The organism is Mesorhizobium sp. WSM4840 (genome assembly GCF_055811755.1).
The window spans coordinates 94,673-120,834 of the sequence record NZ_JBVVQD010000015.1; the positions used below are offsets into that span (position 1 = coordinate 94,673).

The 26,162-nt window shown below is 63.4% G+C and carries 27 protein-coding genes and 1 pseudogene; 11 read left to right on the forward strand and 17 right to left on the reverse strand.

Annotated elements, in window-relative coordinates:
• Window positions 1-8: 8 nt before the first annotated feature.
• Complete coding sequence (gene pssA, locus AC0L3I_RS20625; RefSeq protein ID WP_473528045.1) at window positions 9-824, reverse strand: CDP-diacylglycerol--serine O-phosphatidyltransferase; 816 nt, start codon at window positions 822-824, stop codon at window positions 9-11.
• Window positions 825-827: 3 nt separating this feature from the next.
• Window positions 828-1,526: a phosphatidylserine decarboxylase gene (locus tag AC0L3I_RS20630; protein ID WP_123149893.1), complete on the reverse strand. Its 699-nt coding sequence runs from the start codon at window positions 1,524-1,526 to the stop codon at window positions 828-830.
• 256 nt (window positions 1,527-1,782) lie between these two features.
• Between AC0L3I_RS20630 and AC0L3I_RS20635 the strand changes: the two genes are divergently transcribed.
• On the forward strand, window positions 1,783-2,655 hold the full coding sequence (locus AC0L3I_RS20635; protein WP_473528046.1) for an SMP-30/gluconolactonase/LRE family protein: 873 nt from the start codon (window positions 1,783-1,785) through the stop codon (window positions 2,653-2,655).
• A gap of 3 nt (window positions 2,656-2,658) precedes the next feature.
• Here AC0L3I_RS20635 and AC0L3I_RS20640 read toward each other — a convergent pair whose 3' ends face one another.
• The 3 genes from AC0L3I_RS20640 to AC0L3I_RS20650 form a co-directional block, all read right to left on the reverse strand.
• Window positions 2,659-4,545 (reverse strand): ABCB family ABC transporter ATP-binding protein/permease, encoded by a 1,887-nt coding sequence (locus AC0L3I_RS20640; RefSeq protein ID WP_473528047.1) that lies wholly within the window; start codon window positions 4,543-4,545, stop codon window positions 2,659-2,661.
• 99 nt (window positions 4,546-4,644) lie between these two features.
• A complete protein-coding gene (locus AC0L3I_RS20645) occupies window positions 4,645-4,971 on the reverse strand; it encodes an ArsR/SmtB family transcription factor (protein ID WP_473486672.1) in 327 nt (108 codons plus the stop codon).
• Window positions 4,972-5,046: 75 nt separating this feature from the next.
• Window positions 5,047-6,423, reverse strand: coding sequence for a LysM peptidoglycan-binding domain-containing protein (locus AC0L3I_RS20650; protein WP_473528048.1), 1,377 nt, complete (start codon window positions 6,421-6,423; stop codon window positions 5,047-5,049).
• Window positions 6,424-6,569: 146 nt separating this feature from the next.
• Between AC0L3I_RS20650 and AC0L3I_RS20655 the strand changes: the two genes are divergently transcribed.
• Window positions 6,570-7,181: an LOG family protein gene (locus tag AC0L3I_RS20655; RefSeq protein WP_123149788.1), complete on the forward strand. Its 612-nt coding sequence runs from the start codon at window positions 6,570-6,572 to the stop codon at window positions 7,179-7,181.
• A gap of 61 nt (window positions 7,182-7,242) precedes the next feature.
• Here AC0L3I_RS20655 and AC0L3I_RS20660 read toward each other — a convergent pair.
• From AC0L3I_RS20660 to cysS, 9 genes and pseudogenes are all read right to left on the reverse strand, one after another.
• Window positions 7,243-7,930 (reverse strand): annotated as a pseudogene (locus AC0L3I_RS20660) (PQQ-dependent sugar dehydrogenase); the annotation flags it as partial.
• A gap of 87 nt (window positions 7,931-8,017) precedes the next feature.
• On the reverse strand, window positions 8,018-8,704 hold the full coding sequence (locus tag AC0L3I_RS20665; RefSeq protein ID WP_473528049.1) for a glutathione S-transferase family protein: 687 nt from the start codon (window positions 8,702-8,704) through the stop codon (window positions 8,018-8,020).
• A gap of 15 nt (window positions 8,705-8,719) precedes the next feature.
• Window positions 8,720-9,640, reverse strand: a complete 921-nt coding sequence (gene rarD / locus AC0L3I_RS20670) for an EamA family transporter RarD (RefSeq protein WP_473528050.1) — start codon at window positions 9,638-9,640, stop codon at window positions 8,720-8,722.
• Window positions 9,641-9,723: 83 nt separating this feature from the next.
• Window positions 9,724-11,340: a citramalate synthase gene (gene cimA, locus AC0L3I_RS20675; RefSeq protein ID WP_473528051.1), complete on the reverse strand. Its 1,617-nt coding sequence runs from the start codon at window positions 11,338-11,340 to the stop codon at window positions 9,724-9,726.
• Window positions 11,341-11,342: 2 nt separating this feature from the next.
• Window positions 11,343-12,299 (reverse strand): prolyl aminopeptidase, encoded by a 957-nt coding sequence (gene pip, locus AC0L3I_RS20680; protein WP_473528052.1) that lies wholly within the window; start codon window positions 12,297-12,299, stop codon window positions 11,343-11,345.
• Window positions 12,296-12,772, reverse strand: coding sequence for a GFA family protein (locus AC0L3I_RS20685; RefSeq protein ID WP_127313523.1), 477 nt, complete (start codon window positions 12,770-12,772; stop codon window positions 12,296-12,298). Before AC0L3I_RS20685 ends, pip begins: the two co-directional genes overlap by 4 nt.
• Window positions 12,769-13,260 (reverse strand): GFA family protein, encoded by a 492-nt coding sequence (locus tag AC0L3I_RS20690; protein ID WP_473486663.1) that lies wholly within the window; start codon window positions 13,258-13,260, stop codon window positions 12,769-12,771. The genes AC0L3I_RS20685 and AC0L3I_RS20690 overlap by 4 nt, the downstream gene beginning before the upstream one ends.
• A gap of 4 nt (window positions 13,261-13,264) precedes the next feature.
• Entirely contained in the window at window positions 13,265-13,651 is a 387-nt protein-coding gene (locus tag AC0L3I_RS20695; RefSeq protein ID WP_473486662.1) for a VOC family protein, read from the reverse strand.
• Entirely contained in the window at window positions 13,648-15,120 is a 1,473-nt protein-coding gene (gene cysS, locus AC0L3I_RS20700) for a cysteine--tRNA ligase (RefSeq protein WP_473528053.1), read from the reverse strand. The genes AC0L3I_RS20695 and cysS overlap by 4 nt, the downstream gene beginning before the upstream one ends.
• A gap of 389 nt (window positions 15,121-15,509) precedes the next feature.
• Between cysS and AC0L3I_RS20705 the strand changes: the two genes are divergently transcribed.
• Window positions 15,510-15,665 (forward strand): hypothetical protein, encoded by a 156-nt coding sequence (locus AC0L3I_RS20705; protein ID WP_095496669.1) that lies wholly within the window; start codon window positions 15,510-15,512, stop codon window positions 15,663-15,665.
• Between the two features lie 83 nt (window positions 15,666-15,748).
• On the opposite strand, the gene AC0L3I_RS20710 is transcribed toward AC0L3I_RS20705, so the two are convergent.
• A complete protein-coding gene (locus AC0L3I_RS20710; protein WP_473528054.1) occupies window positions 15,749-16,507 on the reverse strand; it encodes an SOS response-associated peptidase in 759 nt (252 codons plus the stop codon).
• A 125-nt stretch (window positions 16,508-16,632) separates the two neighbouring features.
• On the opposite strand from AC0L3I_RS20710, the gene AC0L3I_RS20715 reads away from it, so the two are divergent.
• The 4 genes from AC0L3I_RS20715 (at window position 16,633) to AC0L3I_RS20730 (ending at window position 18,988) form a co-directional block, all read left to right on the forward strand.
• The gene (locus tag AC0L3I_RS20715; protein ID WP_473528055.1) at window positions 16,633-17,052 is read left to right on the forward strand and encodes an NUDIX hydrolase; all 420 of its coding nucleotides are present in this window, start codon (window positions 16,633-16,635) and stop codon (window positions 17,050-17,052) included.
• Between the two features lie 48 nt (window positions 17,053-17,100).
• Window positions 17,101-17,478, forward strand: a complete 378-nt coding sequence (locus tag AC0L3I_RS20720; protein ID WP_123149796.1) for a TIGR02301 family protein — start codon at window positions 17,101-17,103, stop codon at window positions 17,476-17,478.
• Between the two features lie 313 nt (window positions 17,479-17,791).
• Window positions 17,792-18,049: a hypothetical protein gene (locus AC0L3I_RS20725; protein WP_077381793.1), complete on the forward strand. Its 258-nt coding sequence runs from the start codon at window positions 17,792-17,794 to the stop codon at window positions 18,047-18,049.
• A 135-nt stretch (window positions 18,050-18,184) separates the two neighbouring features.
• Window positions 18,185-18,988 (forward strand): hypothetical protein, encoded by an 804-nt coding sequence (locus tag AC0L3I_RS20730; RefSeq protein WP_473486658.1) that lies wholly within the window; start codon window positions 18,185-18,187, stop codon window positions 18,986-18,988.
• Between the two features lie 21 nt (window positions 18,989-19,009).
• On the opposite strand, the gene AC0L3I_RS20735 is transcribed toward AC0L3I_RS20730, so the two are convergent.
• Window positions 19,010-20,341, reverse strand: coding sequence for a dihydroorotase (locus AC0L3I_RS20735; RefSeq protein WP_473528056.1), 1,332 nt, complete (start codon window positions 20,339-20,341; stop codon window positions 19,010-19,012).
• Between the two features lie 83 nt (window positions 20,342-20,424).
• Between AC0L3I_RS20735 and ygfZ the strand changes: the two genes are divergently transcribed.
• From ygfZ to AC0L3I_RS20750, 3 genes are all read left to right on the forward strand, one after another.
• Window positions 20,425-21,303, forward strand: a complete 879-nt coding sequence (gene ygfZ / locus AC0L3I_RS20740; protein ID WP_473486656.1) for a CAF17-like 4Fe-4S cluster assembly/insertion protein YgfZ — start codon at window positions 20,425-20,427, stop codon at window positions 21,301-21,303.
• Window positions 21,303-21,935, forward strand: coding sequence for an HD domain-containing protein (locus tag AC0L3I_RS20745; RefSeq protein ID WP_473486655.1), 633 nt, complete (start codon window positions 21,303-21,305; stop codon window positions 21,933-21,935). The genes ygfZ and AC0L3I_RS20745 overlap by 1 nt, the downstream gene beginning before the upstream one ends.
• 65 nt (window positions 21,936-22,000) lie before the next feature.
• Window positions 22,001-24,151 (forward strand): putative bifunctional diguanylate cyclase/phosphodiesterase, encoded by a 2,151-nt coding sequence (locus tag AC0L3I_RS20750; RefSeq protein WP_473528057.1) that lies wholly within the window; start codon window positions 22,001-22,003, stop codon window positions 24,149-24,151.
• Between the two features lie 48 nt (window positions 24,152-24,199).
• On the opposite strand, the gene AC0L3I_RS20755 is transcribed toward AC0L3I_RS20750, so the two are convergent.
• Window positions 24,200-25,090 carry a fatty acid desaturase family protein gene (locus tag AC0L3I_RS20755; protein WP_473528058.1) on the reverse strand — a complete coding sequence of 297 codons (891 nt, stop codon included), beginning with the start codon at window positions 25,088-25,090 and terminating at the stop codon, window positions 24,200-24,202.
• A gap of 107 nt (window positions 25,091-25,197) precedes the next feature.
• On the opposite strand from AC0L3I_RS20755, the gene AC0L3I_RS20760 reads away from it, so the two are divergent.
• Window positions 25,198-26,142: a LysR substrate-binding domain-containing protein gene (locus AC0L3I_RS20760; RefSeq protein WP_473528059.1), complete on the forward strand. Its 945-nt coding sequence runs from the start codon at window positions 25,198-25,200 to the stop codon at window positions 26,140-26,142.
• Window positions 26,143-26,162: the final 20 nt, after the last annotated feature.

Below are 26,162 nucleotides of genomic sequence, written 5' to 3' on the forward strand. Positions count from 1 at the left end.
CAGGCCTGTCAGCCGATGTCTGAAGGCGGCACCTTCTCGCCCTCGCGCTTGGCGCGCCTGGAATAGGCGCGCACGCTGAACGGCAGGAACAGCAGATAGCCGGCGACCGACGCTGTCAGCGTGTACCAGGGGTAGGTCATCAAAAGCAGGATATAGAGGACGACGCCGAGGATGATCGGCAGCACCTTGTCGCCCGGGACTTTCAGGCTCTTGCCGGAATAGACCGGCAGCCGGCTGACCAGCAGGAAGGCGACCAGAACGGTGAAGCCGGCGGCGACGAAGGCGGCAGGGCGGGACGGCTCCACGCCAAGCCGCAGGAAGTACAGATAAAGCGGCAGCATCACCAGCACTGCACCCGCCGGCGCCGGCACGCCGACGAAATACGAGGTTTGCCACTGCGGGCGATCTGTTTCTTCGTCGAGCACGTTGAAACGAGCGAGTCTCAGCCCGCAGGCGATGGTGAACAGGAGCGCGGCAATCCAGCCCGGCGAGCCGGCTTGGTCGAGCAGGAAGGCGTAGAGCACCAGCGCGGGAGCTACGCCGAAATTGACGATGTCGGCCAGCGAATCCATCTGCGCGCCGAATTTGGACGTCGCCTTCAGCATCCGCGCCAGGCGGCCATCGATGCCGTCGAGGAAGGCGGCGAGCAGCACCATCACCACTGCCGGCTCGAAACGGCCTTCGAAGCCGAAGCGGATGCCGGACAGGCCGGCGCAGATGGCGAGCACGGTGACGAGATTGGGCAGCACCATGCGCATCGGGATTTCATGGATTCGCGGACCGCCGCTGCCATGCGCCTCGAATTTCTTGAACGGCGCGCCCACGGCTCAGGACACCCGCACGAGCGGCGTTGCGGCAATGCCGCCGAATTCGGCCAGTATGGTTTCACCACCGACCGCGGTCTGGCCGACGGCGACACGCGGCGTTGCGGCCGACGGCAGGAATACGTCGACGCGCGAGCCGAAGCGGATCAGCCCAAAGCGCTCGCCGATGCCGATCGTGCCGCCGGTCTCGGCCCAGCAGACGATGCGCCGCGCCACCAGGCCGGCGATCTGCACCGCGGCCACCGTGCCGTTGGGGCTGTCGATGACCAGGCCGTTGCGCTCGTTGTCGGCGCTCGCCTTGTCGAGTGCGGCGTTGAGGAACTGGCCCGGCCGATGCTCGATCCTTGTGATGCGGCCGCGCACCGGCGCCCGGTTCACGTGGCAGGAAAAGACGTCCATGAACACCGAGATGCGGGTCATCTCGCCGCCGCCGAGGCCAAGTTCGCGCGGCGGCACGGCCGGACCGACCGCCGTGATGATGCCGTCGGCCGGGCTCACCACCAGCCGGTCATCGACAGGCGTGACGCGCTCGGGGTCGCGGAAGAAATAGACGCACCAGGCCGTCAGGATCAGGCAGACCCAAAACAGGATCGAAGAGAAATAGCCGAGGAAAAGCGTCACCGCTGCGAAGGCGGCGATAAACGGATAGCCTTCGCGATGGATCGGAACGAACGTTTTCTTGATCGTGTCGACGAGGTCCATGGAATGGAAACAGCCTAGTTTCAGGTCCGGCCTCAATAGCGGAAACACCCTGTGGCCGCAACGCAACAATGAGCGAAAGCCGGTTCGGCGGCGGTTGCGTTGGGGCACGTATCCGGTTCACGCATATTGGAACCGATCCGGCCTTTGCGAAAAACCGTCGCAGTTGTCGGCGCGCGGCATCCTCGCCCGTCCTTGGTGAGAGGCGCTTTATATCGGCCGAGTGGGGCGCCTACGGCACGAAACCTGGGAGCCCGCAATGCCGTCGCAGAAATTAGCAGCCAAAGAAGCAAATGTCGTGATGAACGGTCTGGCGTTCGGCGAGTCGCCGCGCTGGCATGATGGCAGGCTTTGGTTCTGCAACTGGGGAACCGGCCAGATCATCGCCGTCGATGCCGACGGCAACAGTGAGGTCAGGCTCACTGTGCCGGCCACCCTGCCCTATTCGATCGACTGGCTGCCGGACGGTCGCCTGGTCGTCGTCTGCGGGCGTGAGGGGTTGGTGCTGCGGCAAGAAGCAGACGGTACGCTGGCCACCCACGCCGATCTGCGGGGTTTTTCAACGAGCCCTTGGAATGAGATCGTCGTCGACGGGCGCGGCAACATCTACATCAATGGCGGTGGGCCGGCGCCCGCTCCCGGCCAGCATTTCGGCCCCGGCACCATCGTGCTGATTGCGCCGGACGGGTCGGTGCGGCAGGTGGCGGACAAGATCGCCTTCGCCAACGGGATGGCGGTGACGCCTGACAACAAAACGTTGATCGTCGCTGAATCCCACGCCAACAGGCTAACCGCCTTCGACATCGCCGCCGATGGCAGCCTCGCCAACCGGCGGCGATGGGCCGACCTCGGCAACGGCTTTCCAGACGGCATCTGTCTCGATGCCGAAGGCGCTGTCTGGTATGCCGACGTGCCCAACCGGCACTGCGTGCGCGTGCGCGAAGGCGGCGCAATGCTCGAGAGTGTCGATGCCGATCGCGGCTGCTTTGCCTGCATGCTCGGCGGCGCCGACGGCAAGACACTGTTCATCGTCGCCGCCGAATGGCGCGGCTTCGAACACATGATCAGCGATGCCCGCACCGGCCAGGTGCTCAGCATCGAGGCTTCCGCACCGGGCGCCGGCTGGCCATAAGGGCTACGACACTTCCGAGGGGCGGCGGCGGACGACGACGCCGAACTCGTCGCGCTCGCGAGCAATGCGCAGCCGCTCCTCGGCCTCGGTTGCCTCACGCTGGCGGTCCCACATCGACGCGTACAGACCGGCCTTGCGCATCAAGGCGGCATGCGTGCCACGCTCGGCGATCTGGCCGTCCTGCAGCACGATGATCTCGTCGGCCGAAATCACCGTCGACAGCCGGTGGGCGATGACGATGGTCGTGCGGCCCTTACTGACGAGGTCGAGCGCCGCCTGGATCTCCTGTTCGGTATGGCTGTCGAGAGCCGAGGTCGCCTCGTCGAGCATCAGGATCGGCGGCGCCTTCAAAATGGTGCGGGCGATCGCCACGCGCTGCTTCTCACCGCCCGACAGTTTCAGCCCGCGCTCGCCGACCATCGAACGGTAGCCGTCGGGCAGCCGCTCGATGAATGGCCCGATCTGAGCGAGTTCTGCCGCCTTGTGCACATCCTCCTCGCTGGCATCGACGCGGCCGTAGCGGATGTTGTAGGCGATGGTGTCGTTGAACAGCACGGTGTCCTGCGGCACCATGCCGATCGCCGCGCGCAGGCTCTCCTGCGTCACGTCGCGAATGTCCTGGCCGTCGATCAGTATCTTGCCGCCCTGGATGTCGTAAAAGCGGAACAGGAGCCGCGAAATGGTCGACTTGCCGGCGCCCGACGGCCCGACAATGGCAACCGTCTTGCCGGCCGGCACTTCGAAGCTGATGCCTTTCAGGATCTTGCGGTTGGGATCGTAGGAAAACTGCACGTCGCGGAACTCGACCTTGCCGGCGCCGACGACCAGCGGCCTGGCACCCGGCTTGTCGACGATCTCCTGCGGCACATCGAGCAGATCGAACATCTGCTCGATGTCGGTCAGACCCTGGCGGATTTCGCGATAGATGAAGCCGATGAAGTTGAGTGGCACCGAAAGCTGGATTAGCATGGCGTTGATGAAGACGAAGTCGCCAACCGTCTGCGTACCAGCCTGCACCTCCAGCGCCGAAAGGCACATCACGATAACCGTGCCGAGACCGAAGATGACGCCCTGGCCGAAGTTCAGCCAGCCGAGCGAGGTCCATATCCTGGTGGCGGCGGTCTCGTAGCGCGCCATCGAACGGTCGAAGCGCTCGGCTTCCATGCTCTCGTTGTTGAAATATTTGACCGTCTCGAAATTGAGCAGCGAATCGATCGCCTTGGTGCTGGCGTCGGTGTCGCTGTCGTTCATGTCGCGGCGAATGACGATGCGCCAGTCGCTCGCCCTGATGGTGAACCAGATGTAGAGCCAGACCGTCACCGCCACCACGGCCACGTATTTCCAGCCATAGGTGACGGCGAAGATGGCGGCCGTCAGCGCGAATTCGAGGATGGTCGGCAAGGTGTTGAGCACGGTGAAGCGGACGATCGTCTCGATACCCTTGGTGCCGCGCTCGATGATGCGCGACAGGCCGCCGGTGCGGCGCTCGAGATGGAAGCGCAGCGACAGTTGATGCATGTGGATGAAGGTGCGGAAGGCGAGCTGGCGCACCGCATATTGTCCGACGCGGGCAAACAGCGCGTCGCGCAGCTGGTTGAAACCGAGCTGCACCAGCCGCACGACATTGTATGCGATGACCAGCATGACCGGCGCCAGCAGGAAGGCCGGCAGCGGCGGCACCGACTTGGCATCCCCGGCTAGCGCATCGGTCGCCCATTTGAAGAAATAGGGGCCGGCAACCAGTGTCAGCTTGGCGACCACCAGAAGCACGGTCGCCCACACCACCCGCGCCCGGAGGTCGGCCCGGTCGGCCGGCCACATATAGGGCCAAAGATTGCGCAATGTCTTGACGGTCGAACCGGATTCAGCGGAAACGGTTTTTTCGGCCATTTTTATCGCCTTTTTCTTATATCTCACTGCTTGACCGTCACCTTTTCCGAAACCGGCTTCCACTTTTCGCTGACGCGGTCCTTCGATTCGGGATCATGATTAGCGGCCGGTGCAGCACGAATTGACGAGCGCGGCCAGCGATGCGGAAACATCGGCGAGCGCATCGCCGTCGACTTCATAGCGCGAGCGTTGCCGGTCCGGCTCGTAGCGGACCAGCCCGGCCTCGACCAATATCTTCAGGTGCTGCGAAACGGTGGACTGCGCCAGGTCGAGATGGTCGACGACCTCGCGGCAGCAGCAGGAGCGGCTGGCCGACAGATGCCGGAGGATCTCGATCCGGGCCGGATGCGAAAGCGCGGCGAGCTTCGCGGCGACGGACTGGCTGTCGGCGAAGCCACAGGTCTTCTCGGTCAAGGGAGCGTTCATCGTCTATCGGCGATAGACGATGAACGAACTTTCCGCAAGAGAGCCTAACGAAGAAAAAAGATTTCTGCTGGACCTCTAGTTGGACTTGGCAGGGGCGGTCGTCATCTGGTCGCCCATCGCCTTGAGGTTGGCGGCTTCGCCTTCCTGCGATTTTTCCGGGACCTTGAACACCTGCCCCGGCCAGATGCGGTCTGGATTCCTGATCTGATCCTGATTGGCGAGGTAGATGGTCGAGTAGCGCACGCCTTGGCCATAGACGCGCCGCGAGATCTGCCACAGCGTGTCGTGGCGGCGGATGATGACGGCGCCGTCGGCGTGTTCGAGCTTCGGTGCCGCGGTCTCGGGAATTTCAGCCGATGTGGCAGGTGGAGCAGGCGCGGTCGTGTCCGCGGCGGCGGGCGGCTTGGCAGGCTTCTGCTCGGCGGGCGCCACGGCGGCGACCGACTCGCCCGGCTCGCGCTCGAACGGCACGGCGGCACGGGCCACCACCTTGACCCCGTCGGCATCGAGTGCGTCGACATGGATGGTGTAGGTGCCGACCGGAATGTTGCGCGTCACCTCGACCAGGAAGTGGCCGTCGGGCGAAGTTTTCGCGTCGCCGAGCAAGATGTCGTTGGCATAGGCGCGCACCTTGCGGCCTGGATCGGCGAGCCCGGCGACGAAGATCTTGTTGCCGTCGATCTCGATCGCTTCGACGATGATCTTTGGCCCTGCAGCTGGTGTTGCCGGTGCGACCGGCACGTCCGGAGCCGGCACGGGGACGGCTTCGACAGTGGCCGGCGCCGTGGCAGCCGGTGCGCCTGGGGCTGGTGCCGCGGCAGCGGGGTCCCCGGCAGCCGGAGCGGCCGCCTTGTCGCCGGCAGGGCCTTCAGGCTTCTTCCCGGGTGTAGGAACGGTGAGCAATTCGGAGGGCTTGCCCGGCTCCTCGATCATCGCCAGCACCTGGCCAGCAGGACTCTGGGGAATCGAGACGACGGCTGTCTGCGCAGAGGGGGTCACGACATTGCCGGTCATCGAACGCAGCGCGATCGTGTAATCGCCGGGTTTCAGCGGATCGTCGAGAACGATGGCAAAAGCGCCATCGGCACCGGCGACCGTCGAGCCGAGAATCGTCGAACCGTTGAGAATCTCGACCTTGGCGTTGGGTGCGGCATTGCCGGCGACGACGATAGAGCCCTTGATTTCGACCCGAACGATATCGAAGGTCGGCGCGATCGCATCGGCCGCGGCCGGCGCTGCCGGTGCCATCGCATCTGAGGCCGGCGCGGGCGGAGGCGGTCCATCGGTCCCCGGCTCGGCCGGCTTCTTCACCGGCGGCGTCAGTGATGCCACTTCCGCCGGTGGCGCGCGATTGAGATACGGGTCGAGCGCGCCCGATACATAGGCGGTCCCCGCCGCGGCGACGGAGCCGCCGACGGCGAACAAAAGCGCCTTCATTGGATTAATCGTCATATTTCCCTGCCCTTAGCCACCTAATGCCGGTCTAGCCTGTTTTGCCCAAACCGACAAGAAAAAGGGGACTGACAAGAAAAAGGGGCCAGCAAGAAAAAGCCCGCCCGGGCTTGACCGCGAATAAAGACCCAATCACCAATCATCTCATGAACACGATTCGATCTATCTGCGTCTATTGCGGCTCGTCTCCAGGCCGCGATGAAACCTATGCCAAGGCCGGACACCTGCTTGGGCGTTCGATCGCCAAGTCCGGCCTGCGTCTGATCTATGGCGGCGGCACCAGGGGCATCATGGGAGCCGTTGCCGAAGGCGCGTTGCGGGCTGGCGGCAAGGTGACGGGCATCATTCCGCGCTTCCTGATCAACAGGGAGGCCACCGAAACCGCGCTTAACCGGCTCGACGAGCTCGTGATCACCGACAACATGCACGAGCGCAAGCATACGATGTTCGAGAAATCCGACGCCTTTGTGGCGCTGCCGGGCGGCATCGGCACGGTCGAGGAAATCATCGAGATCATGACTTGGGGCCAGCTCGGCCATCATCGCAAGCCGATCGTCTTCGGCAACGTTGGGGGATTCTGGGATCCGATGCTGGCGCTGCTCGACCATATGATGGCCGAAGGCTTCATCCATACCGCGCAGCGAGTCAGGCCGCTGGTGGTCGACGATCCGGAAGCGATCGTCGCCGCCATCATGGTCGCCGGATCATCGGTCGACGCACCGACCGAAGGTGTGCAGTCGGTAATCGACAAGCTTTAAGGCAATAGGGGAGTAGGGAGTAGGTAGTGAATGCCGCTCATGAACTCCCCTATTCCCCTATTCCCCTATTGCCGACGAAGGCGCCGTTGCCGTAGGCCGGACCGAGCGACGCGCCTTTGGAAAAGGTCAGTCCCAGCGAGGCGGTATGGGAACCCAGCGCATAGTCGGGCTTGACCGCCCTCGCCACGAGATCGGGGCGCTGCGGCTTGACGCGTTCGTCGACGTTCTGTCCGTAGTAGCTGTAAGGCCAGCCGTAGAAAGCGCCGTACCGAGGTCATGTAATCCGGCACGAGATCGTCGCCGATTTCGTCACGCCCGTTCACGGCGACCCAAAGCTCGCCAGTTTCAGGGCTCCAGGAAAGCCCGTTCGGGTTGCGCAGCCCTGACGCGAAGACCCGGGTACCGCGGGTCGACCGGTCCACTTCAAGGACGGCGGCGCGGTTCTTCTCCGCGGCCATGCCGTTTTCTCCAACGTTACTGTTGGAGCCGACGGTGACATAGAGCTTGCGTCCATCCGCACTTGCGATCACATCCTTGGTCCAATGATGATTGAGATCTCCGGCCGGTAAGTCGACGATCTTTTCCGGCGGCGTTGTGGCTCGGGTCTGGCCATTGGAGTAGGGGAAAGCGACAAGCGCGTCGGTATTCGCTACATAGAGCCTGCCTTTGGAAAGCGTCATACCGAAGGGTGAATTGAGGCCTTCTGCGAACGTCCTGCGCACATCCGCAATGCCGTCGCCATTGGCTTCTGGGTGGCGTCGGCGATATCGCTGGTTGTCGCGGCGGTCGTCTATCTGTTTGTCAGGCGGCTCGGTCGAGGGATATAGCGGCAACGGTTACAAGGTTGCGCGAAAGTCCTCGATGACAGTGCCGGCGGCGCGCACCTCCGCTTCGTGGTCCGGCTCGCGCCACGTCTCGGCAAGGGCTGCCGCGTACCATTCGCGCATCGCCGGCAGAGCCAGCAATCGCGCCGGATAGGCGGCAGCTGCGCCCTCGAAAGACAGTCCGTAGGACTGAACCCTAAACGCCACCGGGCCAAAGAAGGCGTCAACGGCGGTGAAGCGATCGCCAGCTAGGAACGGTCCGCCGAAGTGGCGCAGCCCATCGCCCCAGAGATCGCCGAGACGGAAGAGGTCGTGCTTCAGCGCATCGGACATCGGCACCGGCGCGACGCGGACACCGCAATTCATCGGACAGGAGCCGCGCAAAGCGGTGAAGCTCGAATGCATTTCGGCCGCAGCCGACCGCGCCCAAGCTCGCGCCTTCGCGTCGGCAGGCCAGACGCCGGCGTGGCGCTCGGCCAGATATTCGGCGATGGCGAGCGAATCCCAAACCGTCCAGCCGTTGTCGATCAGGCAAGGTACGCGGCCGCTGGGCGAGAACGGCCGGTAGAGGCTCCAGCTCGATCCGGTCGGAAACGGTGTCAGCCGCTCCTCGAAGGGGACGTCCAATGTCCGCATCAGCACCCAGGGCCGCAGCGACCACGACGAATAATTCTTGTTTGCTATGTGTAGCACGTACATCGAAAATCCCTCGTCCTAACGCACTGCCGGCCGGATCTCGCGGCCGCGGAACATCGACCAGGAGTAGATCGCCAGCGCCGTCCAGATCAGGCCGAAGGCGACGGCCTGGGTGCTGCCGAAGGGCTCGCCGAAGATCAGCACGGCAATCAGGAACACAATGGTCGGCGCGATATACTGCATGATGCCGATGGTGGAGAGGCGCAACAGCTTGGCCCCGAAGCCAAACAGCAGCAGCGGTACGGCGGTGACCGGGCCGCAGCCGATCAGCAGTGCGGTATCGTTCAGCGAACTGGAGACGAAATGGTCCTGCCCGGTGACGATGAGGAAGATGATGTAGCCGAGCGCCGGCACCGACAGCAACAGCACTTCGAGCAGAAAGCCCTGGCTCGGACCGATCGGCAGCGTCTTGCGGAAGAAGGCATAGGCGGCAAAGGAAAACGCCAGCACCAGCGACACCCAGGGCAGCTTGGCGGCGTCGATCGTCAGCACCGCGACCGCGATGGCCGCCAGCACCACCGCCGCGACCTGCAGCCGGTCGAGCCGCTCGCCGAGCAGCAGCGCGCCGACAACGACGCTGACAAGCGGGTTGATGTAGTAGCCAAGCGCGGTCTCGATGGTACGGTCGACCGCGATCGCCCAGACATAGATGCCCCAATTGACTGAAATCAGCGCCGCCGTCAGCGCCGCCATCGAAATGATGCGCGGGGAACGCAACGCCGCTTTGAAATCCGCCGTGCGGCCGGCCCAGATCAAAACGGCCGCCGCGATCGGCACTGACCAGACGATGCGGTGCGCGATGACTTCGACCAGCGGCAGATGTGCGACCGCCTTCATGTAGAAGGGCAGCAACCCCCACAGGAGATAGGCGCCCAGTGCCAGCAGAAACCCACGCCGGGCCTTTGAGTCTGCTTCGAGCTGAATTGCTTGCGTGGTCATGGCCCAACGCTATGCGCCAGCCGCCGTGCCAAGACCATCGCAAAGTTCTGATGGATCAATGGACTTTCGCTGATGGTTCAACCCTACTCTGCCGCGACCAGCCCAGCCAACTCGCGGTTCTTCATCAGCTTGTAGACGATCGAATCCATCAGCGCCTGGAACGAGGCGTCGATGATGTTTTCTGAGACGCCGACCGTCCACCAGCGGGCGCCGGTGCTGTCATGCGATTCAATCAGCACGCGGGTGATCGCCTCGGTGCCGCCATTGAGGATACGCACCTTGAAGTCGGCAAGCTCGAGGTCGGCGATCTCGTTCTGGAATTTTCCGAGATCCTTGCGCAGCGCGATGTCGAGCGCGTTGACCGGACCGTGCCCCTCCGCCACCGACATCTTCTCCTCGCCGTCGACCAGCACTTTGACGATCGCCTCGGAGACCGTCTTCAGCTGGCCGTTGGCGTCGAAGCGGCGCTCGACCATGCAGCGGAACGAGGTGACGCTAAAGAATTCCGGCAGGCCGTGCAGCATCTTGCGCGCCAGCAGCTCGAAGCTGGCGTCGGCGCCTTCATAGGCATAGCCCTCGGCCTCGCGCTCCTTGACCACTGATATTAGCGCATCGAGCCGGTGGTCGTCCTTCGGCATTTCGATGCCGCGCCGTTTCAACTCGGCGAGGAAATTGGCCTTGCCGCCCTGGTCCGAGACCATGACGCGGCGGCGGTTGCCGACCGCTTCCGGCGGCACATGCTCGTAGGTGGCCGGCTCCTTGGCCAGCGCCGAGGCATGGATGCCGGCCTTGGTGGCGAAGGCGGAAGCACCGACATAGGGCGCCTGCGCTTCCGGCGCACGGTTCAACAATTCGTCGAAGGCGCGGGAAAGGCGCGATATGCCGGCCAATGCTTCGGCCGAGATGCCTGTCATAAAACGGTTGGAAAAGGCCGGCTTCAGCGCCAGCGTCGGCACGATCGAGATCAGATTGGCGTTGCCGCAGCGCTCGCCGATGCCGTTCAGCGTGCCCTGGATCTGGCGCACGCCGGCCTCGACGGCGGCCAGCGAATTCGCCACCGCCTGGCCGGTGTCGTCATGGGCATGGATGCCGAGATGGTCTCCGGGAATGCCGGAGGCGATGACCTTCTCGACGATAGCACGCACTTCCGACGGCTGCGTGCCGCCATTGGTGTCGCACAGCACCACCCAGCGCGCGCCGGCGTCGTAGGCGGTCCTGGCGCAAGCGAGCGCATAATCGGGATGGGCCTTGAAGCCGTCGAAGAAATGCTCGCAGTCGACCAGTGCTTCCTTCCCGGCAGCAACCGCCGCCTCGACCGAGGCCTTGATCGCCTCGAGGTTTTCTTCGTTGGTGCAGCCCAGCGCGACGCGGACATGGTAGTCCCAGCTCTTGGCGACAAAGCAGATGGCGTCCGACTTCGACTGGACCAGTGCGGCAAGGCCTGGATCGTTCGAGATCGACACGCCTGCCCGCTTGGTCATGCCGAAGGCGACGAATTTGGCACTGGCCGTGCGGTGCTCGGCGAAGAAAGCGGTGTCGGTCGGATTGGCGCCAGGATAGCCGCCCTCGACATAGTCGACGCCGAACCCGTCGAGCAGCCCGGCGATGGCAATCTTGTCCTCGACCGAAAAGTCGATGCCCGGCGTCTGCTGGCCATCACGCAGTGTCGTGTCGAAGAGATAGAGGCGCTCGCGGCCCATGCTCATTTCCCCGCAAACCGATCCGTCGCCCGGATCAGCCGGTCGAGGATGCCCGGCTCCGAATAGGCATGGCCGGCACCCTCGATCAGGTGGAAATCCGCCTTCGGCCACGCCCTGTGCAGCGCCCAGGCATAGCGCGCCGGGCACGGCATGTCGTAGCGGCCATGAATGATGGTGCCGGGGATATCCTTCAACTTGAAGGCATCACGCAGCAATTGCCCTTCCTCCAGCCAGCCGGCATGGACGAAATAATGGTTCTCGATTCGGGCGAAGGCGACGGCGTAGTCGTCTTCGCCAAACCGGCTGCTGGTTTCCGGATCGGGCAACAGCGTGATCGTCTCGCCCTCCCACAGGCTCCAGGCGCGGGCGGCCTCGACCTGCGCCTTGCGGTCGCTGCCGACCAGCCGCTTGCGATAGGCGGCCATCATGTCGCCGAACTCGGCCTCGGGGATCGGCGCCAGGAAGCGCTCCCATTTGTCGGGAAACATTTCCGAGACGCCGAACTGGTAATACCATTCGAGTTCCGCGCGCGTCAGCGTGTAGATGCCGCGCACGACCAGTTCGCTGACCCGCTCGGGGTGCGTCTCGGCATAGGCCAGCGCCAGTGTCGAGCCCCACGAGCCGCCGAACACCAGCCATTTGTCGAAGCCGCACATGTCGCGCAGGCGCTCGATATCGGCGACCAGATGCCAGGTGGTGTTGGCCTCGAGCGAGGCGTTTGGCGTCGACTTCCCGCAGCCGCGCTGGTCGAACAGGATGACATCGTAAAGCTTCGGATCGAACAGCCGCCGGTGCTTCGGGGAAATGGTGCCGCCCGGTCCGCCATGCAGGAATACGGCCGGCTTGGCACCCCTGGTGCCGGAACGCTCCCAGTAGACCTGATGGCCGTCGCCGACATCCAGCATGCCGGACTCGTATGCCTCTATCTCCGGATAGAGGGTGCGCAGTTCACTGCTCATAATTTCAGGCCCTGCTGCGGCCAGTTGGCCGTCTCGTGATCCGGATGCTGGAAGGAGATGATCGATTCCTGCCGGGTGTAGTAGTCGGGATCGTCATGGACCGGCGCGTCGAAGATCTTCTCCACCCAGGGCAGCCGGGCGGCGTAGTTGACCTGGATCTGCGGTGCGAGGTCGGAGCGATCGTCAAAAGCGCCGATGGCGATCTCAAGCCCGCCGGGCTGCCTGTAGGTCAACGGCGTGCCGCAGCGGGCGCAGAAGCCGCGATCGATGTTGACCGACGACTGGAAATAGCTCGGCTCCTCGCGCACCCATTCGACGCCGTCCTTCGGCACCGTCACCAGCGCGCCGAAGAAGGAACCGAACTGTTTCTGGCACATGCGGCAATGGCAGATGGACGGGCGTCCAAGCGCCCCACGAATGCGGAAACGCACGGCGCCGCACTGGCAGCCGCCGGTTCGAACGGTTTCGGTCATGATCTTTCCTCCGGCGGCCATTGTTCGGTGTCGTGGTCGGGGTGCTGGTAAGAGACGAGGTCGGCGAGATACGAGGACGACGAAAAATCGGCCATCGTGTCCTCGCCGGGCAATTCGTGGATGTGATCGACATAGGGGAGTTTTGCTTCGATGCCCCACTGGATGGTCGGCGCGATCTCCTCCGGATCGTCGAAGGCGGCGATGGCGAGTGCGATGCCGTCGGGCGCCTCGAAGGTCAGCGGCGTGCCGCAATCGGCGCAAAAACCGCGCCATGCGGCGTTGGAGGAGCGGAAGCGTTTGGGCTCGCCGCGCGTCCAGTCGAGTTTTGCGCCACGCACGGACACCAGCGGCAGGTAGAAATTGCCGCTTGCCTTCTGGCACATGCGGCAATGGCAGACGGAGGCGTCACCCAGCGCGCCTTCGACACGGAAGCGCACGGCGCCGCACTGGCAACCGCCTGTGTAGACTGGTCTGTTGTCTAGGCTCATTGCTTCACTCCGGGGTATGGCAGACGGCTTCGACATTGTTGCCGTCGGGGTCGAAGACAAAGGCGCCATAGTAGTTCGCATGATAGTGCGGACGCAGGCCCGGCCCGCCATTGTCCTTGCCGCCGGCAGCGATGGCGGCGGCGTGGAAGGCATCGACCTCGGCGCGGCTGCGCGCGGTGAAGGCGACGTGCTGGCGGTCCTTCGGCTTGTCCTTGCCTTGATGCAGCCAGAACACCGGCCGGTCACGGCCATAGCCGCCGACCTTCGCACCGCCGGTATATTCCTGCGGCACCATGTAGAGCAGCGAGGCACCGAGCGGCGCCATCGCCTTATCATAGAACGCCTTCGACGCGTCGAAATCGGAAACGGTGATGCCAAGATGATCGATCATCTTTTTACCTCCCAGGTGGTGATGCGGGCGCTGGTGACGGGGTCCTTGCCGTCCTTCAACTGGATACCTTGCGCCAGCAATTCGGCGCGGATGCGGTCGGCCTCGGCCCAATTTCCAGCAGAGATGAGGGTCAGGCGTTTGGCGATCGCCCTGGCGATGGCGTCTTCATCGACTTTGGCCGGCGTAACGTCGAAGCCAAGGAACAGCAACGCCGCCTTCAGCGAAGCGGCAGCATCGTTGCCCGCTGCGGCAGCGTTACCGCCACCGGCAGCATTGAAATCCACAGCCTCGCCGGCCAACTGCGTCAGCACCTGGAACGCAGAATAGGTTGCGAGATCGTCCGACAGGGCTTCCACCACTTCCACCGGCAATTGCATTGCCGCCGCCGGTGCGATATCCGCCGCCCGCTTCCATTTACGCAGCGTATTTTCCGCCTCTTCCAGCTTGCGCACGGAAAAGTCGATCGGCTCGCGATAATGCGTCATCAGCATCGCCAGCCGCAGCACCTCGCCCGGCCATTTGCGGCCACCAAAGGTCTCGGTCTCCAGCAACTCGTTGATCGAGTAGAAGTTGCCCAAGCTCTTGGACATCTTCTGCCCCTCGACCTGCAGGAAGCCGTTGTGCATCCACACTTTTGCCATCACATCGGTGCCGTGGGCGCAGCGCGACTGGGCGATCTCGTTCTCGTGGTGCGGGAAGATCAGGTCGAGCCCGCCGCCATGGATGTCGAAGACCTCGCCGAGATAGGCGGCCGACATCGCCGAGCACTCGATGTGCCAGCCCGGCCGGCCCCTGCCCCACGGGCTGTCCCAGCCCGGCTCTTCCGGCGAGGACAGCTTCCACAGCACGAAATCGCCAGGGTTCTTCTTGTGTGGATCGACGGCGACGCGAGCGCCGGCCTGCTGTTCGTCGAGATTGCGCTTCGACAATTGGCCGTAGTCCGGCATCGAGGCCGTGTCGAACAGAACTTCGCCTGCCGCAACATAGGCATGGCCGCGTTCGATCAACCGTTGAATCAAGGAGATCATGTCGACTTTGCCATCGGCGCGCGGCTCGACGAATTCGGTGGCGCGCGGCTCGACCGTCGGTTCCAGGCAGCCGAGCGTTGCCACATCCTTGTGGAACTGGTCGGCGGTTTTTTCGGTGACCCGCCGGATCGCCTCGTTCAGCGACAGCTTTCCCGAGGCAATCTCGCCGCCGAAATCGCGCAGTGCGCGGTCATTGATCTTGTCGTCGACATCCGTGATGTTGCGTACATAGGTGACGTGCGCTTGCTCGTAGAGATGGCGCAGCAGACGGAACAGCACGTCGAAGACGATCACCGGCCGCGCGTTGCCGATATGGGCAAAGTCGTAGACCGTCGGGCCGCAGACATACATGCGCACATTGCGCGGATCGATCGGGAAGAAATCCTCCTTGGTCCGCGTCAGCGTGTTGTAGAGGCGCAGGCCCTGCGATGCGTCAGACATTCGTGCCTTCCCGGTGCGTTACTTTTTGGCTGGGCCCACTTGCGCCGAGACGCAAATCAGGCACCAGCCTGCTGGCCGGGGCGTTTGTCCACTCTAGAAGGAAGATAGGCGAAAACGTCCGGACCAGCGCGAAGCTAGCCAATAATGCAAATGCCACAAATGGCGAAAGACGTTCTCATGAGCGGCTTTATCGCCTCACCCAGTGTTGCCGTCAAGTCGCAACTTTCGGCAAAAGAGTCGCTGGATCACAGGTAATGACGCAGTGAAACATTTTATTAAACATCTCGGCACAGTCATGAAACATTCGCCGGCTAGATCACCAGATGTCACGATTTGGTCGGATTCGACCAGCAAACGCGGACACGAAGACGTTACCAGGGAAGAGAAAAATGCCCCGAACCAAGCAGGACTCCAGCAGTGCCAAGCAACCGGCGCTCGCCAGCCAATACCGGGCGATCGGCCCGGCCGCGATCGTCGCCGCCCTTCTCCACACAGCGAAGAAGAAGAAGCCGGTGCAGAAGATCATATCGCCGCGCGCTGCCTGATGTGACGTGCGGCCGGCCGGTCGCCAGTAAATGGGGTGCCGGCAATGAAGGCGCTGAAGCGCCCCAGGAAATAGCAGCTACTGCTAAAACAAGGTCATCTGATTGTCGTCCGCGCCGGGCTTCTGGCGCCTGGCCTTCCCGGGCTCCGGCCCCACGACGCCCCCCTGAATCTCCGGCCCGGTGTTGGCGACCTTGTTGACGAGGTCGGAAACCGGAACAGCCTCGAAGAAATCGAGCAGTGCCGGTCTGAGCAGGTCGGCCACGTCGCGCGGCTCCAGCGTGCGGCAATCCAGCCAGCGGGCGAAATCCTGCGGATCCATCACCACCGGCATCCGGTCATGGATATGGGCGATGTCGGCATTGGCGTTAACGGTCAGGATGGCGCCGGTGTCCATCTCCGAACCGCCCGGCTCGGCATAGGTCTCGATCAGCCCGGCGAAGGCGACAAGCCCGCCATGCTTAGGCCGCACCCAATAGGGCTGCCCCCTCTTGCCGCCCGATTGACGCCATTCGTAGAAGCCGGAAGCCGGGACCAAAGCGCGGCGATGGCGCATGGCGGTGCGAAACGAGACCTTTTCCGTTGCTCCCTCCGAGCGGGCGTTGAACAGCAGCGGAAACTCACGCGTGTCCTTCACCCAGGCTGGAATCAGTCCCCAGCGCACCAGCATCGGCTGCCGGTCAGGCAGATTCGAGCCTGACGCCTGCGGCAAGCCTGCAATCGCCATCAGGACCGGCTGCGTCGGCGCGATGTTGTAGCGGGCCGGAAAATCCTCCAGCTCCGTCAGACCGAGAAAGGCGGCAGTCTGGTCCGGCGTGGCGGTCAAGGCGAAGCGTCCGCACATAAGCTAAAAACTCGTTGAATTGGTCGGATGCGAAGGTGGCAATGGAACCGGCGTTGCGCAATCGCTAATGCTTCTTCAAGCCGACCGGTCCACAACGGGCTGCAGCAAATGACGATCGGAGATCCATGGACGAGATGCGCGAGATACTCCCGGCTGTCTCGGTCGCCATTGTCCGCGGCAACACGGTGCTGCTGGTCAAGCGGGCGCGGCAGCCTTCGCAAGGATTCTACGCGTTTCCAGGCGGCAAGGTCGAGGCCGGCGAGACGCTGCAACAAGCCGCGCAGCGCGAATTGCTGGAAGAAACCGGGTTGCAGGCTCACAACTACCGCCCACTTCGGGAAATCCACATCGACGGCGGCAGCGACGGACACCCGGTCGACTATCTGCTGACGGTGTTCGGCGCCACCTATGTCGGCGGCGAGCCCGTAGCCAGCGACGACGCCGAGACCGCCGCCTTCTATACGCTCGGCGAAATGACGGCGCTGCCGCTTGCCGCTTCGGTGTTTGCCGTTGCCGAAGAATTGCTCAGGAATGCAGGGGCGTAACCTCCAAAATCGCCTTGCAGCCGACAAATTGTTTGGCCACATAGACTTATGATCCGCGCATCGCTTTTCCTTGCAGCTTGCCTCGCCGCCAGTACGGCAATCGGCGCGCGGCCGGCGCTGGCCGCCGAGTCGCCGTTCGAGCCGGGGCTGATGCGGCTGGCGGAAGTGCTTGGGTCGCTGCATTTCCTGCGTAATCTGTGCGGCGAGAAGGGCGACCGCTGGCGGGTCGAGATGGAGAAGCTGATCGCTTCGGAAAATCCGGACCCGGAGCGGCGCGCCCGCTTCATCGCCAGCTTCAATCGCGGCTACCGCTCCTTCGGCGGCACCTACACGCAGTGTACCGCCTCGGCGACCGAAGCCATCAGCCGCTACATGAAGGAAGGCGAGACGCTGTCGCGCGACATCGCCTCGCGCTACGGCAACTGACCTTGGCACCCCCTGCTTGTGTCCGGTGGCGTCTTAGTGCAATCCTTGTGTTGCACTTCTGCAACGGCATTAACGAAACGTTACCGCGCGGATGTGGAATTAACTCAAACTGAAGGTTTTCATCCCGCTCGCCGGCCTAATCGGCTAAGTTTGAATCGGATCGAACGCAGGTTTGCAAAACGTGACGAGCCCTTGTCGAAACGACCCTAGAAATGTCGTATTTACAAGTACTTACTTAACCTGCGTGTAAAAGGGACAGCCCAAGCCTGATCCGCATCTGCCGGATCGCCGCTTGAAAAGGGTGGACATCGCAATGGAACATGGCGTCAACGACATCGACGCGCTGGTCAGGGAAGAAAAGCGCCTGACTGCCGTGGAAAGCCACAGCGAGGCCTGGGCGGAAGGGCTTTCGGCCGGAATCGAGCCGGAAATCATCGCCGAGGCGGCCCTTGAAACCGCGTTCGGCGAAATGCTGCGCGCCAATGGCGAGACCTCGGCCCTTGCCCTGCTCGACCGCATGCGTGAAAAGGTGATAGCCGGGGCCTTCGAACCAGGACGGCTGCGGCACTGAACCGGCATCAGGCTCTTTGACCACGTGCCGCTTGGGCGGTCATGCCCCGGGCACCTGGGCGGGCCTGGGCACCTGTAAGGGCCTGGGCATCTGTAAGGGCCTGGGCATCTGGACGGAATCATGGAGAGGCAGGCGGTGAACTTTTCGACGTCAGGCCAGCCGCGTGGCTTGGCCCTCAGCATCCGGCTCGCCGCTTTTTGCGCCGCGGTTCCGCTCGCGCTTTGCCTCGCAAGCAGCCCCGGATATGCGCTGAGTGAAATCAAGCGCGAGGACCTTCCTTCGCCGGTCGCGCCGCCCGCCGACGACGACATGCCGCCGCCGGGAACTGCGGTGCCGATGCCCGACCCGCTCGCCACGACGCCGCCTGCGGCTAGCCAGCCAACGCCCCCCGACGAGCGGGAACAGATCGAACCGGAGAGGCCAACAGACGATGGTGGCATAGCCAATCCGCAAGTCGACCCGGATGAACCCTTGCCCGAGGTCGTCTACGATCTCAGCAAGCTGCCGGAGCCGGTCAGGCGCATGCACGATCTGATTATCGGGGCCTGCAAGAGCGGCGACATCGAAAAGCTCCGGCCGCTGATCGGCCAGGGCGATACGATGACCCAATTGTCGCTGAGCGAGATCGAAGGCGACCCGATCACCTTCCTGAAAGGTCTTTCGGGCGACACGGAAGGCCAGGAAATCCTCGCCATCCTGGAAGAGGTACTCAGTGCCGGCTATGTCCATGTCGATGTCGGCACGCCGCAGGAGCTCTATGTCTGGCCATATTTCTTCGCGCTGCCGCTGGACAAGCTCGACGCCAGGCAGCGGGTCGAGCTGTTCAAGATCGTCACCGCCGGCGACTATGACAGCATGAAGCAGTTCGGCGCCTACATCTTCTACCGCGTCGGCATCACGCCGGACGGACAGTGGACGTTCTTCGTCGCCGGGGATTGAGCGGCTTGAAAGTCCGACGCTCTAGACCGCCAGCGCCTCGGAAAACTCCACCGCCCGGCCCTGCCCGGGCGTGACGATCTCGCCTTCCCACATCACGCGGCGGCCGCGCACGACTGTTCCGACCGGCCACCCGGTCACTTCTCTGCCGTCATAGGGCGTCCAGCCAGCCTTCGAGCCTGCCTGCGCATTGGTGATGGTCTCGCGACGTTTCAAATCGACGATCGTGAAATCCGCGTCGTAGCCGGCGGCGATGCGGCCTTTGCTGGCCATGCCGAAGATACGCTGCGGGCCGTGGCTGGACAGGTCGACGAAACGTTGCAACGTCAGCCGGCCGGCATTGACGTGGTCGAGCATGATCGGCACCAGCGTCTGCACGCCGGTCATGCCCGACGGCGAGGCCGGATAGGGCTTTGCCTTTTCGGCCAGCGTGTGCGGGGCGTGGTCGGAACCCAGCACATCGACGATGCCTTGCGCAATGCCGTGCCAGATGCCGTCGCGGTGGCGTGCTGCACGCACAGGCGGGTTCATTTGGATCAGCGTGCCGAGGCGTGCATAGTCGTCAGCGCTCAGCGTCAGATGATGCGGTGTCGCCTCGCAGGTCGCGACGTCCTTGTGCCGTTCGAGGAGGGCGATCTCCTCGGCGGTCGAGATGTGCAGCACATGGATACGCGCGCGGGCTTTGCGAGCAATGCGCACAAGGCGCTCGGTGCAGCGGAAGGCGGCGATCTCGTCGCGCCAAACCGGATGCGAGGCCGGGTCGCCCTCGATGCGTTCGCCGAGCCGCTCGCGCAGCCGGAATTCGTCCTCGGAATGGAAGGCCGCACGGCGGCGGGTATTCCTCAGGATCGAGGCGACGCCCTCATCGTCCTCGACCAAAAGGTCACCGGTGGACGAGCCCATGAATACTTTTATGCCGGCAGCACCGGGTAGCCGCTCCAGTTCGCCGGCATCCCCGGCATTGTCGCGGGTGCCGCCGACCCAGAAGGCAAAGTCGCAATGCATGCGGCCGGAGGCGCGCCGCACCTTGTCGGCAAGGGCTGCCTCGCTGGTGGTCAGCGGGTTGGTGTTGGGCATCTCGAAGACGGTGGTGACGCCGCCCAGCACAGCTGCCCGCGAGCCGGTCTCCAAATCTTCCTTATGCTCCAGCCCCGGCTCGCGGAAATGCACCTGGCTGTCGACGACGCCGGGCAGGACGTGCAGGCCACGACAGTCGACCGTCTCGCCGGCTGAAGTCTGGCCAAGATCGCCGATGGCGGCGATGCGCCCGCCGTTGATGCCGACGTCGCGCCGGCCCTCGCCGTCGTGGTTGACCACCGTGCCGCCTGTCAGGATGAGGTCGTAGGTCGTGGCCATGCTGATCCGGTCTCTTGCGGGGGGAGTGTGAGCGGCTTACGTAATGGCCGACTGTTTTGCAAGATCAGGTTCTTTTTCCGCCCATGCCCTTTGCCCTACTGAGAGATCGCGCACTCGTTTCCGTGTCAGGCCCGGATGCCGAGAACTTTTTGCAGAACATCCTGACCACCGACCTCGACGCACTGGCTGCCGGCGAAGCAAAGCCTGGCGCCTTGCTGACGCCGCAAGGCAAGATCCTGTTCGACTTCCTGATCTCCCGCGCTGGCGAGAATTCCTTCCGCCTCGAATGCCGAGCCGATGTATCAGATGATTTCATCCGGCGGCTGATGCTCTACAAATTGCGCGCCAAGGTCGAGATCGCCAAGGCAGATCAGGGACTTGTCGCTGTTGCGTGGGGGGATGACTCAACCGCTTCGCAGTTTGATTCAACGCCGGTTGCAGATGCACGGTTCCGCGACGCGTCCGTAACGCGCTTTTATGGCGGCACGGCCGCCGGCGGCGATCCGGCCGCATGGCAAGCTCTGCGCATCGCCCATGGGATTGCCGAAAGCGGCAGCGACTATCAGCTCGGCGACGCCTTCCCGCATGATGTGCTGCTCGACGAGACCGGCGGTGTCGGCTTCAGGAAGGGCTGCTATGTCGGCCAGGAGGTGGTCTCGCGCATGCAGCATCGCGGCACCGCCAGACGGCGGGTACTGATCGTTTCGGCCGAGCGGCCCCTGCCGGCTCCTGGTGCCGAACTGACAGTTGCCGGGCGACCGGTCGGCACGCTTGGTACTGCCGCCGGCACGGCAGGCCTCGCCATAGCCCGTATCGACCGAGTCAAGGCAGCGCTCGACGTCGGCCAGCCGATCATGGCGGATGACGTCACTGTGTCGCTCACCATCCCTGCCTGGGCGAAGTTCACTTTTCCGCTGGAAACCGTTGGCCCGCAGGAATCCGTCGGCGCGGAGGAGGCCTGATGGCGGCCGACCGTGCCGGCGCGCCGCCGCGCGCCTGGCAGCGCATGCTGTCGGGCCGGAGGCTGGATCTGCTTGACCCTTCGCCGTTTGATATCGAGATTTCGGACATCGCCCACGGGCTTGCCCGCGTCGCCCGCTGGAACGGCCAGACCAGCGGCGATCACGCCTTTTCCGTCGCCCAGCATTCGCTGCTGGTCGAGGCGCTTTTCGGCGAGCTGGCGCCGGACGCCCCGGCCGACGCGCGGCTGGCGGCTTTGCTGCACGACGCGCCGGAATATGTCATCGGTGACATGATCTCACCGTTCAAATCGGTGATGGGCGGCAGCTACAAGGAGTGCGAGCTGAGGCTGCAGCGCGCCATCCATCTGCGCTTTTCGCTGCCGGTCGAACCTAGTGCGGGCCTGCGCAAGGAAATCAAGCGCGCCGACCAGATCGCCGCCTATTTCGAGGCGACGCTGCTTGCCGGCTTTTCGACCGCCGAGGCGACCGAATTCTTCGGCCGGCCGCGCGGCTTCAATGCCGAACGCTTCGATTTCACCCCGCGTTCGGTGACCTGGGCGCAAAACGCGTTCCTCAAACGGTATGCGGCAATCGAGAAATCGCGGCGTCAAACGCTGCAGCCAGCCGACTGAAAAACGGTAAATTAACCGAAAAGGACAACAGTGCCGTGTTCGATCACGGTCTGCAGGCACGCCTCATGTCCGTCACTCATGCCAAGGCTGGTTCGCCCGTCCGCGGACGGAGGGCCGAAGGCATAGGCCTGCCGCGACGGATAGAGGACGAACTGCGCAAACAGGATGATCGTTTTTCGGCCGCCGTCGAGAACATGTCGCATGGCTTGGCCATGTTCGATGCCGACGAGCGTATGATCATCTGCAACGGCAATTATACCAGCATCTTTTGCCTCGACGCCGAGATCGTGCAGCCCGGCATCCGGTTTTTCGACATCCTCCAGCACAGCGTCGACATCGGTGTCGCCTCGCACAGCGCCGAAGAACTCTACGCCATCCGCAAGCCCTATATCGACCGGGCGAAACCCTCGACCTACGAGGAAACGCTGTCGGATGGCCGCATCATCAACATCTCGCACCGGCCGCTGGCTTCAGGCGGCTGGGTGTCGATCTACGAGGATATCACCGAACAACGGCGCGCCGAGCAGGAGCTGAAGGAGCAGCATCGACGCTTCGACGCGGCACTCGCCAACATGTCGCAAGGCCTTTTGATGTATGACGCAGACAGCAGGCTGATCGTGCGCAACGAACGTTTCCTGGAACTCTACCACGTGACGCCGGCCGATTTTCCGCTTGGCATGAGCCACGGCGACGCGCTTGAGCAGCTCGTGCGCCTGGGTATCTATGCAGAGATCGACATCGACAGCGAGATCTCGAAAACCGCAGCCTGCCTTCAAGCCGGGGAAATGCGGTCAACCTATCGCCATCTTGCCGATGGCAGAACGCTTTTGGTCGTGCGGCGGCCGATGAGTGGAGGTGGCTGGGTCGCAACTTTCGACGACGTCACCGAGCGCAGGCGCGTCGAAGAGCGCATGACCCACCTTGCACATCACGACACGCTGACCAATCTGCCCAATCGCTCGATGTTCCGCGAACGGCTCGACCAGGCCTTGGGCGAGGCCACGGACCTGGCGATATTCTCGCTCGACCTCGACCGCTTCAAGTCCGTCAACGACACCTGGGGGCACCCGGCGGGCGACTGGCTGCTGAAATGCGTGGCCGAGCGGCTGCAAAATTGCCTTCGCAACGAAACGGACGTGGTCGCTCGTTTCGGCGGCGATGAGTTCGTCATCATCCAGTTCAATACAAAAGGTGCCGGCCCAAAAGGTGCCGGCGATGCGGAAAAACTGGCAAAACGCATTATCGATATCATCGGAAAGCCATTTCGCGACAAAAGCCGCGACATGCATGTCGGCATCAGCCTTGGCATCGCCCTTTTCCCCAATGACGGCAGGGATGCCGACACGCTGCTAAAAAACGCCGACATGGCCCTCTACAGGGCGAAAAGCGAAGGACGCAACGTCTATCGCTTCTTCGAGCCAGGCATGGATGCGATGGTACGGGCACGACGCGCACTCGAAACCGACCTGCAGGCAGCGCTGCGGCGGCGGGAATTCGAGCTCGATTTCCAACCCATCATGAACATCGCCTCCAGCGAAATCGTCGGCGCCGAAGCGCTGATGCGGTGGCACTCGCCGGCACGCGGCTTGGTGCCGCCAGACGACTTCATCCCGGTCGCCGAAGAAACCGGGCTGATCGTGCCGCTCGGGGAATGGGCGCTGAGGAAAGCCTGCACGGTTGCGGCGGGCTGGCCGCATGGGTTGCGTATCGCGGTCAATGTCTCGGCTGTGCAGATCAAAAGTGGCACCTTTGCCCGCAGCGTGATCTCCGCGCTGGCATTTTCCGGCGTGCCGGCCGATCGGCTTGAACTAGAAATCACCGAAACAGTGCTGATGGACGAGAGCGATACCGTGCTCAAGACGCTCAGGCAGTTGCGCGACCTCGGCGTCCGAATCGCGCTGGACGATTTCGGCATCGGTTATTCGTCGCTCGGCTATCTCCGCCGCTTCCCGGTCGACAAGATCAAGATCGACCGCTCCTTCATCCGCGACATCGACAACCGCGACACGGCCGCGATCGTGCGCACGGTTATCGGGCTCGGTGCGCAGCTTGCAACGACCGTCACCGCCGAAGGCGTCGAAACCGGAGCGCAACTTGAATTCCTGCGCAGGGAAGGCTGTGTCGAGGCCCAAGGCTACCTGATCGGTGTGCCGTCGAATGCGGCGGATATCCAGCGCCTGCTGAAGTCGAGCGCGGTGGTCAGACAATCCGGTTGAACGCGACAGCGCCGAGCCAGTCATCGGCTCGGCCTGAGATACCTGCCATCAGCGCAATGTTTCGATATATTTTTCCTGGAAGCGCACGTAACCGGCTTCGATCTCCTTGAGATGGCGCTCGATCAGCGCGTGAAACGCCGGCAGTTGATGGAACGGCACACCCGGATAGGCATGATGCTCGGCGTGAAAGGGCATGTTCCAGGCGAGCTTGCGGACAAACCAGTTGGTCAGCGTCGTCCGGGTGTTTTCCAGCATGTTGGCCACGAAAGGGCAGCGGCCATGCTCGGCCAGCAAATAGAGGCGTAGGAACGGCTGCCCGAGAAGCGCCGGCACGATCCAGACATAGACGAGCGTGGTTGCCCGGAACCAGACGGCCAGCACAAGCATGACGGCATAGAAGGCAATCATGGCGCGGGCCTCGGCGCGCACCTTGGGCCGGCCTTTTGGCGGTACGCAACTGTCCTGGCATCTGCCAGTGGCGTTGATGTAGAGCCTCTTGAAGTGGCCCCACCACACCGGAATGCCGGAGACGTGGACAATATACTGCCGCAGCGTTTCCGGCTTGGGAAAGGCCAGTTCCGGGTCATTCTCCGGATCCTGGGTGAAGCGGTGATGAGCGAAATGGAAATAGCGGAACCAGTCGGCCGGCAACGCGATCGCCAGACTGCAGACCCGCGCCGCGCTATCGTTCAGCCGCTGTGTTTCGAAAGCCGTGCGATGAATCGTCTCGTGAAGAAGCGCGAACAGGAAAACGATCAGGATGCCTTGCGGCAGCATCAGAAGCGGCCAGAATGGGACCTTGGCGATGATCAGCAAGCCGATGACGACGATCGCGCCCCAATGACCGCCAAGCTGCAGCAGCCCGAGACGATCCGACTTGGCGGTCAGCCGATCGCGCTGTTGCTGCGTCAGCGATGCGATCACGTCGCGATGGTCCATTGGTTTCAATCCCGCACTGTCGATCAGATGAGGCTAATCGCCAAAGTAGCTTTCGCAAAACGAGGATTTCTGCAATTTAGATAAGCTTGACTTATCTATTGGTTGCCATGGTCGCACTTCCATCCTTGCGGGGACTCCAGGCTTTCGAGGCTGCAGCGCGCTGCGGCAGCTTTGCCGCCGCAGCCGAAGAACTTTCGATTTCCGCTGCCGCGGTCAGCCAGCTGATCCGGACCATCGAGGACCAGATGGGCCGCAAGCTCTTTCACCGGGTCAACCGCCGTGCCGTGCTGACCGATGCCGGCCGGGAAATGCTGCCTCGACTGACAACGGCCTTCGAGGAGATCGGCAGCGTGTCGCGCCAGCTCAGCGGCGCGGAGTTTCGATCACGGCTTGTCGTCTCGGTACCGCAATCCATGGCGATGGGCTGGCTCTCGACGCGCCTGAAGAGCTTTGTCGCCAGCCACGGCGCGGTCGACATATCGCTGAGAGGCGAAGACGATCCGGTGTCGTTCGACCGTGACCTGATCGACATACGTCTTTCCTATGGGCGCTCCCACTATCGCGACCAGGCAACGGAAGACATCGTGAGCGATGCCGTCTATCCCGTTTGCGCACCGGGCATGGCAAGCGGGATCGGCGGTTTTGAAGGCGCCGCCCTCGCCCGCTTGCCGTTGATCCATACGGATTGGGGGCCGACAAGCGCGTCCTTTCCATCCTGGCGCAACTGGTTCGAGACGGCCGGCATCGAGCCCGGCCGCGCGACCCAGCGCGGTCTGTCGGCGAATTCGTCACGGGCGGCCCTCGATTTCGCCATTTCGGGCCTCGGCGTCGCGCTCGCGCAGGGCGTCTTCTGCGCCGAGGCGGTGGAAGACGGTAGGCTGATCAGGCCCGTCGCACAGGCGCTGGAACTGCGCCAGCCCTATTGCCTGACGATCCCGCAACGAAGCTTGAGGCGCGACGCGGTGGCGGCGTTCAGGCAGTGGCTGATCGAGGAATGCCTGCGCTCGGTGCTATCGCCGGCTCTAGTCGCGAAACAAAACGCTAACTCCTGATGGCAGGAGGCGGCATTCGA

Bases quoted from the DNA above. Each gene is read 5' to 3' on its own strand.
- AC0L3I_RS20630 (WP_123149893.1), bottom strand. From the start codon at position 1,526: ATGGACCTCGTCGACACGATCAAGAAAACGTTCGTTCCGATCCATCGC.
- AC0L3I_RS20635 (WP_473528046.1), top strand. From the start codon at position 1,783: ATGCCGTCGCAGAAATTAGCAGCCAAAGAAGCAAATGTCGTGATGAAC.
- AC0L3I_RS20640 (WP_473528047.1), bottom strand. From the start codon at position 4,545: ATGGCCGAAAAAACCGTTTCCGCTGAATCCGGTTCGACCGTCAAGACA.
- AC0L3I_RS20645 (WP_473486672.1), bottom strand. From the start codon at position 4,971: ATGAACGCTCCCTTGACCGAGAAGACCTGTGGCTTCGCCGACAGCCAG.
- AC0L3I_RS20650 (WP_473528048.1), bottom strand. From the start codon at position 6,423: ATGACGATTAATCCAATGAAGGCGCTTTTGTTCGCCGTCGGCGGCTCC.
- AC0L3I_RS20655 (WP_123149788.1), top strand. From the start codon at position 6,570: ATGAACACGATTCGATCTATCTGCGTCTATTGCGGCTCGTCTCCAGGC.
- AC0L3I_RS20665 (WP_473528049.1), bottom strand. From the start codon at position 8,704: ATGTACGTGCTACACATAGCAAACAAGAATTATTCGTCGTGGTCGCTG.
- rarD (WP_473528050.1), bottom strand. From the start codon at position 9,640: ATGACCACGCAAGCAATTCAGCTCGAAGCAGACTCAAAGGCCCGGCGT.
- cimA (WP_473528051.1), bottom strand. From the start codon at position 11,340: ATGGGCCGCGAGCGCCTCTATCTCTTCGACACGACACTGCGTGATGGC.
- pip (WP_473528052.1), bottom strand. From the start codon at position 12,299: ATGAGCAGTGAACTGCGCACCCTCTATCCGGAGATAGAGGCATACGAG.
- AC0L3I_RS20685 (WP_127313523.1), bottom strand. From the start codon at position 12,772: ATGACCGAAACCGTTCGAACCGGCGGCTGCCAGTGCGGCGCCGTGCGT.
- AC0L3I_RS20690 (WP_473486663.1), bottom strand. From the start codon at position 13,260: ATGAGCCTAGACAACAGACCAGTCTACACAGGCGGTTGCCAGTGCGGC.
- AC0L3I_RS20695 (WP_473486662.1), bottom strand. From the start codon at position 13,651: ATGATCGATCATCTTGGCATCACCGTTTCCGATTTCGACGCGTCGAAG.
- cysS (WP_473528053.1), bottom strand. From the start codon at position 15,120: ATGTCTGACGCATCGCAGGGCCTGCGCCTCTACAACACGCTGACGCGG.
- AC0L3I_RS20705 (WP_095496669.1), top strand. From the start codon at position 15,510: ATGCCCCGAACCAAGCAGGACTCCAGCAGTGCCAAGCAACCGGCGCTC.
- AC0L3I_RS20710 (WP_473528054.1), bottom strand. From the start codon at position 16,507: ATGTGCGGACGCTTCGCCTTGACCGCCACGCCGGACCAGACTGCCGCC.
- AC0L3I_RS20715 (WP_473528055.1), top strand. From the start codon at position 16,633: ATGGACGAGATGCGCGAGATACTCCCGGCTGTCTCGGTCGCCATTGTC.
- AC0L3I_RS20720 (WP_123149796.1), top strand. From the start codon at position 17,101: ATGATCCGCGCATCGCTTTTCCTTGCAGCTTGCCTCGCCGCCAGTACG.
- AC0L3I_RS20725 (WP_077381793.1), top strand. From the start codon at position 17,792: ATGGAACATGGCGTCAACGACATCGACGCGCTGGTCAGGGAAGAAAAG.
- AC0L3I_RS20735 (WP_473528056.1), bottom strand. From the start codon at position 20,341: ATGGCCACGACCTACGACCTCATCCTGACAGGCGGCACGGTGGTCAAC.
- ygfZ (WP_473486656.1), top strand. From the start codon at position 20,425: ATGCCCTTTGCCCTACTGAGAGATCGCGCACTCGTTTCCGTGTCAGGC.
- AC0L3I_RS20745 (WP_473486655.1), top strand. From the start codon at position 21,303: ATGGCGGCCGACCGTGCCGGCGCGCCGCCGCGCGCCTGGCAGCGCATG.
- AC0L3I_RS20750 (WP_473528057.1), top strand. From the start codon at position 22,001: ATGTCCGTCACTCATGCCAAGGCTGGTTCGCCCGTCCGCGGACGGAGG.
- AC0L3I_RS20755 (WP_473528058.1), bottom strand. From the start codon at position 25,090: ATGGACCATCGCGACGTGATCGCATCGCTGACGCAGCAACAGCGCGAT.
- AC0L3I_RS20760 (WP_473528059.1), top strand. From the start codon at position 25,198: ATGGTCGCACTTCCATCCTTGCGGGGACTCCAGGCTTTCGAGGCTGCA.